Source organism: Acidithrix sp. C25, from assembly GCF_904848545.2.
The window spans coordinates 1,333,872-1,346,503 of record NZ_CAJHCI020000006.1 but is presented as its reverse complement, the minus strand read 5'-3'; the positions used below and the strand labels follow the sequence as shown (position 1 = coordinate 1,346,503).

The window sequence follows — 12,632 nt, the reverse complement described above, 5'->3', positions numbered from 1 at the left end:
TAGAGTGATTTTTAGGAGATCCGTTGAATCAAAACGATGCTGAGTTCGCCAAGAAGGTCTTTGACCCAGATTACATTGGAGCCCTAGATGGGGTTCGAGTTTTGGATCTATCTCGTCTGGTCTCGGGCAATATCGCTTCAATGCTGCTCGGCGACTTTGGCGCTGATGTAATAAAAGTTGAGCCTCCTGAGGGTGATCCATTGCGAGCATGGCGCGATGGTGGAGAGTCGCTCTATTGGAAGACTTATTCGAGAAACAAGCGTTCAATCGTATTGAATCTTCGAGTTGACGCAGCCAAGGCGGTCTTGCTTAGCCTGGTTGAGGAGTCAGAGGTTCTAATAGAGAACTTTAAACCGGGTACCTTGGAAGAGATGGGGCTATCGCCGGAAGTGCTACTTAAGCGCAATCCAAAATTGGTGATCCTTAGAATCTCGGGATTTGGTCAAGATGGTCCATATTCCCCGTTGCCAGGTTTTGGAAGCCTCGTGGAGGCGATGAGTGGGTTGGCCGATCGCACCGGTTTTTCTGATCGCGAGCCGGTCCTTCCACCATTTCCGGTAGCTGACATGACGGCTGGACTCTATGGCGCGATGGCAACTTTATTAGCCTTGCGCTCGTTGGATCATGCTTTATCTGCGGGTCAGGTTATTGACCTCTCCCTTCTGGAGCCTCTATTTTCACTTCTTGGCCCTGATGCCGCTATCTATAATTTGACTGGTGAGGTCAAGCAACGTGTAGGCAGTGCATCAAACACGACGGCTCCGCGCAACGTCTATCGTTGTTTGGACGGTAAATATATTGCGCTTTCGGGGTCGATGCCCTCGATGGCTGAGAGGATCTTTCAGGAGATAGGTCGACCCGATTTGATTGATGATCCTAGATTTGTCGACAATTCGGCAAGGATCCTAAACCGAGATGAGCTTGATGAGCTACTTGGAGGATGGTTCGCAACTAAGAGCTCGAAGGAAGCTCTAGAGAAGATGAGGGCGGCAAAGGCTACAGTTGGACCCGTGTATGACATAGCCGATGTATTTCGAGATCGTCATTTTATCGAACGTGAGATTTTGGTCTCGATTCCAGATGACGACCTCGGTGAGATTCCAGTTGCTAACATCGTTCCTCGCCTCTCGGCAACTCCGGGACGTTTTTCTCGCCCTGCACCTTCGTTGGGTCTTCATACTCTGGATATCCTTTTGGAGGCTGGTCTAACAAGAGCCGCAATCGACGATTTAATAAGAGCTGGAGCGGTCAAGATCGCCTAGGTGAGGGTATTTTGTTAGGTCGTCTTGCCTTGTTCGAAAAGGAAGAGTCATTGGGTAATATCAATTGGCGTTGTCGAGTATTTTATTTGCCGCATTATTGGCTGTATCAGTAATTACCCAAGTGCGGTTGGACCCTCATCCGATAAAGCTCTCATTGCGCAAGTGCCGATGAGCCCAACTGGGAGCTAAATAAAGAGACCTTAGATCTGCGTCTAATATCTTTGCGGTATTGTTCGCCGTGGCCATGAATTCGGGGGATAATTGAGAATTTTCTCCAACACCTTTTGGGCCCAAGCCGTTGTTAGAAAACCTGTAAGAAAGTAAGTGAACAGAGATCAGCTTTTATTTAGCCGGCATCAACTGTGTTTCTGGTTCGCTTGCTAAGAGAGCGAGAGGTATTGGTCGGAGAGACCAAAAAGACAAAAAGAGCCAGTTGGTCCTCTTTGTCTTTTTGGCTTATGGATAATCCTCTGCCCCATAAGGGTTGGGTGGTGGGGCAGAGGAGATCTTTAGCTTCTAAATTGTCAGGCGAAGGCTACCTCGGCTCTGATATCCTTAAGTTGAAATTGAGCTACAAGGCCAGTCAGATCAGAAGCAAGGTGTGCAAGGTCGTTTGAAGCGATCAAGGATTGCTCAATCGCATCGGTCGTGGACCTCGAAGCCATCGCTACTCCAGCTACGTTAGTGGCAATCTCATTGGATCCGACAGCCACCTCTTCTACGGAGTGGGTGATCTCACCGGTAGCTGCGCTCTGTTGTTCGACTGCTGCAGAGACTGTCATTTGGAGTTGGTTGACCTCTGCGATAACCGATGCAATCTTTGTGATCGTTTCTACAGCATGGCGGGTCTCTTCTTTGATTTCGTGAATTTGGACCTCGATGCCTTTTGTGGCCTTAGCTGTTTCGATTGCCAGGTCCTTGACCTCATCAGCGACTACTGCGAAACCTTTACCAGCCTCTCCTGCTCTGGCTGATTCGATTGTAGCATTCAGGGCCAGGAGATTTGTCTGATCAGCAATGGATGCGATTAGTGATACTACTCCACCGATCTTTTCGCTCGCATTGTCTAGTTCAGCTATTGTCTTGGCAGCAGAGGTGGCCAGTGCATATGCATTCTGAGTTATCTCAGATGCTTGAGAGGCACTTCTGGATATTTCGCCTATGGACTCGGTCATTTGAGTTGCACCCGAACTTAGATTGGTCAAGATGGTGGCGATCTCCTCAATTGCCGCTGAAACTACCGAAGCCTGGTCACTAGCAGAGGAGGCATTGTCGCCGACTTGGCTGGAAGCTGCATTTAGTTCAACCGTTGAAGCAGCGAGGGTGGTAGCTGCGTTGTTGATTTGAGTGAGGGTCTCATTTAGACGCCTAACTGCTTTGTCGAAGGCTTTGGCCATCTCGCCAATTTCGTCGGTAGAATCGATTCCTGATTCGCTTGAAAGATCACCTTCACCGAGGCGGCCTATCGCCCGAAGCATCGATGCAATGGGTGAGAGAATCGTCTTGGCAGTGACGCCGGCAAAGGCGATTGAAAGTCCAAGTCCTAGGATCAGCACGATAAACATGATCAATCTGGATTGAGTGTTGGTGGAATTTGCATTTGTCGCCAGTTGGGCAGCGTTTGATCGTTCATCGTTCATGAGCGTTCCAAGATCGCTTGTAATATTGACGGTCAAGGGTGAGAGGGTGGAGGATTCCAAGTTTTCAAAGCGTGTTGCAGTGGTTGGGTTTGCAAGGCTCATTCCACCATTTGAAATAGCAGAGCGTAGTGTTGCGTCCGCAGCCTGAATCTTGTTCACAACTACCAACTTTGCGCCCTCAAAGCTCTGGAGATTTGACTTATAGTTTGCAACCGCCTTCTCAAAGGACGACGACGAACTGTTGAACTCCTTGGTAAGCATCGCCCTTGAAGATGGGCTGGTTGTGATCGCTAGCTTTGTGAGGTCGCCACTTGAGGTAAGGAAGTTCGCTCTAGCTGAAGCGAGATACGAGACCGGAAGGAGACCGTTCTGATAGATATTCTGCGCAGCAGCGTTGATGCTAGACATCTGCATGACGCCTACGCCGGCGGTGATTAGTGCAACGATCGATATCATAACAACGATTGTCACCAGTCGCATCTTAACTGAGAGGTTAGAGAGTTTTTTCAATAGTTGCATTTTGACTCCTTAGTGTCAGATCATTCGGCTAAATCGGGCGCAAACTTGGTCCCCAAAATAACTACGTAAATCGGCCTTTGTCGGGCCTTCTTTAGATCGTTTGGCTCTTATGGGACTTTGTACTCTATAGTTTTTATTAACTATCTCAACCCATCTTTCCGAAAATCAACCTATTCTCCCAGCTAGTTGAGTATGTGGTCTTACGTTGGGACACTACAAATGCGTCGCAATGGTCTTTATCCGTTTAAGGGGATCACTAACTCCTAAGAGACGGTAGATCTCTTTGTGAACCGGCTCAGAAACACCACTAGTGCGGATGTGATAGACAACGCCTTTATCTGATGTAAGAACTATGGTGGCTCGGCGGTGACTGTTGAGTTGCTCTTTAATGGTTGACCATCTTCTCTTATCGTTATTTTGCCTCAAGGTCAGCTCAATAGCACTAAGGAGGTGATAGGCAAGTACTGAGATGAAGAGGTGAGCAGCAGTTCGGCTAGCTAGTTGATGATAGACCGGTCGAAGTCCAAGATCACTCTTGAGGGATCTAAAGGCATCTTCTACTTTAGTGAGAGTCGTATAGATATTCCAGATCTCACCTGCATCTAGCTCGCTATGGCTGGTGTCTATGACGTAGGCTCCTTGGAGATTATCATCTTTGGCTTTAGTGGGTTTTTCTGTAATAGTGAGATTGATTACTTTGTCAAAGCGTCTCTTTTTGATGATCTTGCCATGGTCTTGATGATATTCAAGGGATATCTCGTATTTGGAAGCAATACTTGGGTACTTGGCCTTGATGCGTCCGATACGCTCTGAGACAACTGTGGTCTTAGATATAGAACCCTTTGTGATTGAGGTATTCAACGAAGTGATATCTACTAAGAATCTCTCGTTAGCTTGACTAGAGATCGCTGATTCCTTCTTGGATCTCCCCAAAGAACGACACAACACCACGGTTGTGGTGTTGTTGTTGGAGGAAGAGGAGGAGATGGAGGTGGAAGAGGAGGAGATGGAGGTGGCGTTAGTATCAGTGTCGGTGCTGTCGCTGATATTGTTGCCGGTGGCACCATTACGGATATAGTCGTCAGTGTCGGTGCTGCTGTCGCTCTTGATGATTTTGGTGTCGGTGCTGCTGTCGCCCTTGCTGCTGCTGTCGCCGGTATTCTTGCTGGTGGCACCATTACTGCTATTGTCGTCAGTGCCGGTGTCTTCTTCTAGCGTTTGCACTTGTCCTTGTACTTGTGTTCTCACTCGCCCTTGTGGCTTTTGTGGTTCCACTTGGAGCTTTTTCACCAGTACTGGGGATCCTTGGGCATCGTAGATCTCGGTGAAGCCTTCCATCTCCATGAAATGGCTTCGATAGAGACTCTTTTTGTTAGCTCTCTCAATTACTACGTAGTTGAGATTGCGCTTAATGAGAAGTTCTAGGTTTGCCTTGGTAGCAATTCCCCTATCCATCACAATGGTAGGAACAACATCCCCAAAGAGAGATCCATCCGATAGAGACTCCAAGGCATCAAGTACGCTAATGAGAGTTCTAGGCTCAGAGGTATTGCCCTCATGTATCTCTGAGTAGATGGGTAGTCCCCTGTGATCAACAAGTAGTGCCAGAGAAACTAATGTGCAATCAAAACGCTTCTCTTTGGAATGTCCATGTTTAGCTAGGGAGTTCCCCTTAGTAGAACCTTCGAAGTAGGTGTTGGTTAGATCAAAGAGAAAGAGCCTGGTATTCGTCCTAAAGAGATCAGAGCTAGCTCTATAGAGTGCTGGCTCTATGACGCCTTTAGCGTCATAGAGCTTATCTGCAATTGCATAGACCTTATCCTTGTGAAACTTAGAGAGATCGATACCACATATCTCAGGTAGTGAAGAGTTGGAGTTGATATACGAATACGTCTTTCGATCAGATCCAGGATGAATAAGACGAGCTATTATCGTTGCCTTGGCAATGCCAAGAGATTCACCCGATAGACCTGCACTCTCTAGGATCTTATCGAAGCTAAGAGCTTCATAGAACGAGTTTCCTATGAGTTCTGGACCGATACTTCTACTATTGATAGTCTTAGCACTAGAGAGATCTACCATCTCAAGGTCAGCCTCAGTAGCTCTTGTTTCTTTAGCGGCTGCAACTTCGGAACGAATTGCATACTTAGTGATTGCTAGATCGACGTATCTGGCAATAATAGGATCTGATTCAAAGAGTGAGGTTACTCCAGAGAGTCTCTGGGCAATTGCATTGGCCAGAGCTGGCCACAATGACTTATCCAGGTCCAGTTCGGTCAAGGTCATTACTATACGTTGACGGGGACCTTTTTCACAGCGGTAGGACTCAACGAGTTGGTACTTACTGTAGCTAACGCCGGTCTTTTTATTAACTGTTGGAGTTTCACGGATAAACACAACAAGACAATAGCACCATGTCAGAGCTAATGCAAGTCATAATCAAAACTACTCAAAAATTAGGACACTACATTCGCGACCCAAAAAGACCTAATACCCATCTACCAGGAAATCTATAAATCACCCAAGCCGAAAATCCTCAAAAATCAACTCAAAAGGGGCCAATTGGGGCGATTTTTCGGGAATTCTGCGAAAGATGGGTCAAGCAATAGGGCCGTATCTTTGATTTGGAAATGCTAGACAGAAAGGAATTAATTTCCATCGGTTCGAAATCTGATAATTGTTTGATCAATAGACGAAATACTATTTATTTATATTTTTTCATAAATCAAAGCGGCCGGGATCGCCATTTTGCCAGGCGCTTTACTTCTACGCCGATAGCTCCCAGGCAGATGGTTGTCACTCCAACTCCAGCTACAAAGGTAAAGGCTTTGAGGTTGGGCAGAATCAAAGGTAGAAGAGAAATTGCTAATGTTGGCGGGTGTAGGTCCTCCAATAGCGTGATGATAGCCCAAGTGACCGCTACCGCAACAAGTGCGCTGAGGGGTCTAGGAAAGAGGTGTATTGCGGCCTCTCCAATCGTTGCTGCTGTGATTATTGAGATAAATCTCCTTAGGAGCCGACGATGTGATTGGTCGTTAGAACTAAACCAATCATAGAAAGAGACAAAGAGGGGAGGAGCAATGGAGACTTTGGGTAGAAAATTCCACGCAAATAGGATCCAAATTAGTACGATGGCGCTATAGACGATAGCTGTAGTATTCAATTGTCTGTCGCTTGGAACGCTTTGGTGTAGAGTTTGGATACTACCATTTGGGCTCTGTTTTAGAAGCTGGCCAATCAAGGTGATGAGCAATGAGATGATTAGTACGCTTATTGGGAAATAAAGCGTTGAAATCCTAAATATTAGCGGCAGTACTCCTGCAGATATTGTTGGGAATAATTCCGACTTCAAAAGACGTAGTGAAATCACTATTAGACAGAATAAAACCGGAACTGAGATTGAATTTGGAAATCCAGCGCGTATCGATAAAACTCCAATTAGCGACGCTAAAGGCGGCAATATAGCCAACTTCCAAGGTGATTCAATCCAGTCATCCTTGGCCAGATAGATCGCGCCGACAGAGAGGGCTGCCGCTTCGGGAAAGATGATCTGAGGAATGGCTAGAAGTTGCGACATGGCAACCATGGCGACAATAATCGCCAAGACTATGGTTATTCGAAGTATCTTCGCCTTGGTCAAGATTTCTCCTAGTCTTTAGTGGCTTTCATGGATTGATGGTAAGTTTCCCTCAAGGCGCCAAGAGATCATTGCATAATATAATCCAATTAGTGGATATTAAAGTCCGCTTTGATTTGCTATCTACCCTGGCTCGATACTTCTCATTTTGAGCTTTCCGATGTTGCGTCGCTTTTGAATCGTAAAGTTGATTCGATTGAACTTTTGATCTCCTTTAACCATCGGTCTCGGATCTTGCCTTGGGTTCTATCTAGGTGCTCCGTGGGGTTCTTGGCCCATGGTGGGGAGTCTGTTGGTCTTACTCTTTTTCATTAAAGATAGCTCGCCTTTAATATCGTTCGATTTTGATCATTTAAATCCACTCAGGCCATGAGATCGATTGCGGGTTAGGCAATGGCCTTGTCTTGGGCTTATGGCTAAATGTGGCGAAGTGGTCAAGGACAGGCACCCTGGTGTCGAAGATGATTCACCCATTGCATTTTGGGTGGATGATACCTTGATTGGAGAGGTTTAAATTAACTTCTCCGATTGAACGTTTTCTCCTGTTAATGGCAATCAGTGGCTGAATCGCAAGTGAAGTTGGATCTTCTGGTCTATTGCTTTTTTGTGTTTATTCCGGTCCGTTTTAATCAGGCAGGCGTTGGAACCTCCCATGGCTAAAGCCCGCGGGCATTCAGTCCACCGCCCATTCCACTAATCGAGATGTATCACTTGGTCAAATGAAAAAGTAGACTGTAGCTGCCCCAAACCAATCGGTTAAATGTGCCGCATTGATGATCATGGTGGGATTCGAGTAAAAGAGGCAATGTTGCCTTAGATAGCATTGTTCGTGGTTTAGATATCCTTGACTAGGGATATTTAGCCGCTTTACTTGATTGTTTATGTCAGATTGTGGTCTTTAGCGGTTTCAGCCTTTTATCTGTGAATTCGTTTGGTGTTTTGGGCCTTTGGGTAAAGATGTTAGGAAGGGTGTGTCTTGGGACATTTGCTGGGGGCGGAAAAGATTTCGTTGAGTTATCCAGCTCGAACAATCTTTGATGAGGTGACACTGGGAATTAACGATGGTGATCGAATTGGTGTTGTGGGACGAAATGGAGATGGTAAATCTACCCTTCTTACGATTTTGTCAGGAGTGTTAGATCCTGACTCAGGTAAAGTCACTGCACGCAATGGCTTGAGAGTTGGCATGCTTGGTCAATCCGAAAGTATTGATCCGACTCTTAGCGTCAAAGATGCGATCGTTGGTGATTCCTCAGAATACGAGTGGGCATCGAAAGGAGGCGTGCGAGAGATCCTGTCGGGATTGATACCACCAAGTAGATGGGATCAAAAGGTTGGAGATTTGAGTGGCGGTGAGTCACGGCGAGTTGCTCTGGCTGCTTTGCTGGTTGGGGAGTGGGACGTCCTATTTTTAGACGAACCCACCAACCATTTAGACCTTGAGAGCGTCACATGGCTCGCTGACCATATAAAGAATAGGTGGCCTCGCAACGTCGGGGGGTTCGTCATCGTAACTCACGATCGTTGGCTTTTGGATGAGGTATGCCTAACGACCTGGGAGGTCCATGATTCAATCGTTGAACCTTTTGATGGTGGTTATGCCTCCTATGTTTTGGCTCGGGTCGAGCGCGATCGTCAGGCGAGCGTGATTGAGAATAAACGCCAGAATCTGATGCGTAAGGAGCTTGCTTGGCTGCGCCGAGGGGCCCCAGCTCGAACCTCTAAACCAAAATTTCGTATTGAGGCCGCTAACGTCTTGATTGCACAAGAGCCTCCTGTTAGAAATAGCGTTGAGCTCTCGGCGATGGCAGTATCTCGCTTAGGCCGTGAGGTGATTGAGCTCGATGATGTGAGTTTTAGTTATGGCCAGCGCAAGATCATCGATCAACTGACTTGGAAGGTTGGCCCCGGTGATCGGATAGGGATTCTCGGCTCCAATGGGGTGGGAAAATCGACCCTTCTTTCAATTTTAACTGGTGACCTAAAGCCAACTTCGGGAGATGTAAAGATAGGGTCAACTGTTCGAATTGGCCGTCTCGATCAAAAGATCCTTCAATCGGATCAGGTAAAGGGAAAGCGCCTCCATGAGGTAGTAGCGCGATACAAGACGACGTATAACAGTGGTGGTCGTGAGCTTTCCGTATCTCAACTTCTAGAGCGCATTGGTTTCGACTCCTACTCTATGGCAACTTTTGTGGATGACTTTTCCGGTGGGCAACGTCGACGCTTGCAGCTCCTTTTGACATTGTTAGGCGAACCGAATGTTTTGGTTTTAGATGAGCCAACCAATGATATGGACGTCGATATGCTGGCTGCTATTGAGGATCTTTTGGATACGTGGCCCGGCACTCTCTTTGTTGTATCGCATGATAGGTACCTGATTGAGCGAGTTACCGATATGCAATATGGTCTTATAAATGGTCAATTTGTTCATTTGGTTAGAGGTGTAGACCAGTTTTTAGAGCTCTTAGGTGATCGAAATTCTGATATCGGCACGATTGACGAACAATCCACAAAGCCAAAGAACAACGATCTCCGCGAGGACCGAAAGGCAAAGAAAGAGGCGGCAAGAGAGATCTCTAATTTGGAAAAGAAGATGAAGCGTCTCTCTCAGGAGATTAAAGTATTGGTCGATAAAATGGCCGCACATGACTTTGGTGACTATCGAGGACTAGCAGAGTTGGATGCCAAGATGAAGGCCGCCTCGGCGCAACTAGGTGAGGCTGAAGAGGCCTGGTTGAATCTATCGATGCTAGATGAAGATGCCTAGATGAGCTCTATCGACAGAGACTTGGGAAGATCGCCTCACTTTTGCACCTGCGGAGAAGGGATCACCTTAAGAAAATAGCTGTTAGAAAAAGATTGCGCCATGGTAGATCCGACTTTGGATTTACCATGGCGCATCCTGCTTTTATGGTTAGTTCTTAGCTTTATGGGGTAGGCCCCTTCAGTGTTGAGATAGAGCGCCTATTCAACTTCCTATTCAACTATTGCTGGTGTCTTTGAAATCGAATTTCTGAGAGGGATCTCCTTGATTAGAAATGCGAGAAGGAGGGCCACCAGCGTAATTGGTGTGCCTATCAAAAAGACGGTATCTAGCGAGTGCGCGAACGCTTGGACAAATCCAGCATGGATAGCGGGTGGCAATTTCGCTAATGCAGAGGGACTGAGTGCTAGCGAACTACTTGAAAATGATCCGGCCGACGATTTGGGTAGATAGATCGCCATATTATGGGTTAGGCGAGAGGTAAAGATAGCACCAAAGATCGCCACTCCGAATGAACCACCAATCGATCTAAAGAAGGTCGCTGATGATGTTGCGACTCCTAACATCTCATATGGTACTGCATTTTGTACCGCTATGACCAAGACCTGCATCACTGCGCCGAGGCCCAAGCCAAGAATCAATGAGTAGATGCTCAATATAACGATTGAGGTGCTTGCGGTAAGAGTGGAGAGCAGATACATAGCAATTGTCATTAACGCTGTCCCTAATATTGGGAAGATCTTGTACTTGCCAAATTTGGAGATAAGTTGACCTGTTAATAACGATGTAATGAGAACACCTGCCATCAACGGCAGCAGCTGAAGTCCTGATTTAGTAGGGCTGGAGTTGAAGACCGTCTGTAGGAAGGTGGGGAGGTAGACGATTGAACCGAACATTCCAAAACCGACAATAAAACCCATGGCTGACAGGACTGCAACTGATGGAACTTTGAACATTGCCGGTGAAATTAAAGGTTCGGTGGCCTTTCGTTCAACCAATGCGAAGGCTACAAGGGTAACTACTCCAAAGATTGTTAGACCTATGATCGTGGGGGAGGACCACGAGTAAGTGGTTCCACCCCAGGTCGTTACCAGGATTAATGAAGTTATTGATGCGGCCATTAAAGCTGTGCCAAGGTAGTCAACCCTATGTGGGGATACTCTAACGGGAAGCTTTAGGACGACGGCGATGACAACCAGAGCGGCGATTCCAATTGGCAGGTTCACATAAAAGACCCAGCGCCAGCTGAGGCTATCTGTGAAATATCCTCCAAGCAGTGGACCGATAACTGAGGCAAGTCCAAATACAGCCCCAAATAGCCCTTGGTAGCGACCTCTTTGGCGAGGTGACACGATGTCACCGATTATCGCCTGGGCACCGGTCATTAGACCACCAGCACCAATGCCCTGTAAGGCACGAAATGCAATCAATTGGGTCATGTTCCCAGAGATTCCAGAGAGTGCAGAGCCTACTAAAAAGATTACTATTGAGGTTTGAAAGAGTTTCTTGCGGCCATACATGTCGCCGAGCTTTCCCCAAAGGGGAGTGGTGATCGTGGACGTGATTAGATAGGCGGTCACAACCCAAGATAGGTGGTTTATTCCACCAAGGTCGCCCGCAATTGTAGGTAGCGCAGTTGAGACGATCGTTTGATCGAGAGCCGCAAGCAGCATGGCTAGCATCAAGGCGCCAATAATAAGGCGAACGTTCGATTCTTCTTGGGGTGGTCTGTCTACGTCATTTACTTGGCTGGGTTCGGTTTTGGCCAATTTTACCTCCAGATGATTTCTCTATAGTATATCAATCGTGATACTCGTTTGTCTCATTTCTATACTTAATTGTATTATTTTGAGTAAAGGCTGTATCATGTAAGTGTAGATACTAACAAAAAGCACAAGACGAAATTTCCATGGCTGAAAATAACGACATTCGAGATCGGACATATTTAGCAATATTAGATGGTGCCTCAAAGGCCTTTATGGAAAAGGGCGATTTGGCGTCAATGGCTGATGTTGCACACGCTGCTGGTGTTGGCCGCGCAACCCTCTATCGGTACTTTCTAACCCGAGAAGAGCTTGTGACTCGCCTTCATCAAGTGGCCTTTGACGAGCTTGCTATTGAATTGGATAACCTATCTCTGTCGTTGCTCTCCCTTGAGGAAGCTCTTGCTCGATTTGGACGTTCGGTCTTAGGTGTATCTTTGCGCCATTCGTGTGTCTTGCATGACTTTGGGAGTGAGCAAGCTAGAGAATTAGCTCGAGCAGTTGTATCACCAAAGTTGATTAAATTAATAGAGGATCGTCAAAGACGTGGAGAGATTGACCCCAATCTTTCTTCAAATGTAGTCGCGGGCTATTTCGGGGGGATGCTGGCAACTAGCTCCAAGATGCATGCCTTGGGGATCCTAGGTATCGAAGAGGCAGCTTCCCAATCAGCGAGGATCTTTGCTAGAGGTGTCTCAGTTAAGAATTGATTCCTCTGAAACCAACCTGTGGTCAAGGCCTCGGATGGTTCCATGTATATCGTGTTTTTTATTGATCACGGTTTTTTGGTTGCCTTTTCAAATACATTTGAGCACCTCAGCTTCGACATAAGATTTGATTGGACCTTTTCTTAGCGTCTTTACCTCTCAATTTCAGTGCATCACAGGTTCAGTGCATCACAGGGTCTTTCGCTCTTGGTATTGGATATTTTTAGGTGGGGCATGCCTTGGATAATTCAAGATCGTAGCTCGATAGCTTGCAGCGTCATCTCGATGTGGCATGCACTACTTCGCGTTAGCACCCACCACCGATAGCACTAGGTGC

At 46.8% G+C, this 12,632-nt stretch carries 7 protein-coding genes; 3 read left to right on the top strand and 4 right to left on the bottom strand.

Translation table 11 applies throughout. From position 1 onward, the window contains the following. The first annotated feature begins 23 nt into the window (after positions 1–23). On the top strand, positions 24–1,262 hold the full coding sequence (locus ACIDITHRIX25_RS74855) for a CaiB/BaiF CoA transferase family protein (protein ID WP_201732839.1): 1,239 nt from the start codon (positions 24–26) through the stop codon (positions 1,260–1,262). A 524-nt stretch (positions 1,263–1,786) separates the two neighbouring features. Here the strand turns inward: ACIDITHRIX25_RS74855 and ACIDITHRIX25_RS74850 are convergent. The 3 genes from ACIDITHRIX25_RS74850 to ACIDITHRIX25_RS74840 form a co-directional block, all read right to left on the bottom strand. Further along, a complete protein-coding gene (locus tag ACIDITHRIX25_RS74850; RefSeq protein ID WP_201732838.1) occupies positions 1,787–3,421 on the bottom strand; it encodes a methyl-accepting chemotaxis protein in 1,635 nt (544 codons plus the stop codon). Between the two features lie 213 nt (positions 3,422–3,634). Continuing rightward, positions 3,635–5,818 carry an IS1634 family transposase gene (locus tag ACIDITHRIX25_RS74845; RefSeq protein WP_201732837.1) on the bottom strand — a complete coding sequence of 728 codons (2,184 nt, stop codon included), beginning with the start codon at positions 5,816–5,818 and terminating at the stop codon, positions 3,635–3,637. Between the two features lie 328 nt (positions 5,819–6,146). Then, positions 6,147–7,061, bottom strand: a complete 915-nt coding sequence (locus ACIDITHRIX25_RS74840) for an HPP family protein (RefSeq protein WP_201732836.1) — start codon at positions 7,059–7,061, stop codon at positions 6,147–6,149. Between the two features lie 973 nt (positions 7,062–8,034). Here ACIDITHRIX25_RS74840 and ACIDITHRIX25_RS74835 point away from each other — a divergent pair. Next, positions 8,035–9,828, top strand: a complete 1,794-nt coding sequence (locus ACIDITHRIX25_RS74835) for an ABC-F family ATP-binding cassette domain-containing protein (protein WP_201732835.1) — start codon at positions 8,035–8,037, stop codon at positions 9,826–9,828. Positions 9,829–10,037: 209 nt separating this feature from the next. Here ACIDITHRIX25_RS74835 and ACIDITHRIX25_RS74830 read toward each other — a convergent pair whose 3' ends face one another. After that, entirely contained in the window at positions 10,038–11,594 is a 1,557-nt protein-coding gene (locus tag ACIDITHRIX25_RS74830; protein ID WP_052606139.1) for an MDR family MFS transporter, read from the bottom strand. 140 nt (positions 11,595–11,734) lie between these two features. Here ACIDITHRIX25_RS74830 and ACIDITHRIX25_RS74825 point away from each other — a divergent pair, with 140 nt between their 5' ends. Then, positions 11,735–12,298, top strand: a complete 564-nt coding sequence (locus ACIDITHRIX25_RS74825; RefSeq protein WP_052606141.1) for a TetR/AcrR family transcriptional regulator — start codon at positions 11,735–11,737, stop codon at positions 12,296–12,298. Positions 12,299–12,632: the final 334 nt, after the last annotated feature.

Coding starts and splice junctions, on each gene's coding strand:
- ACIDITHRIX25_RS74850 (WP_201732838.1), bottom strand. CDS start 3,421: ATGCAACTATTGAAAAAACTCTCTAACCTCTCAGTTAAGATGCGACTG.
- ACIDITHRIX25_RS74825 (WP_052606141.1), top strand. CDS start 11,735: ATGGCTGAAAATAACGACATTCGAGATCGGACATATTTAGCAATATTA.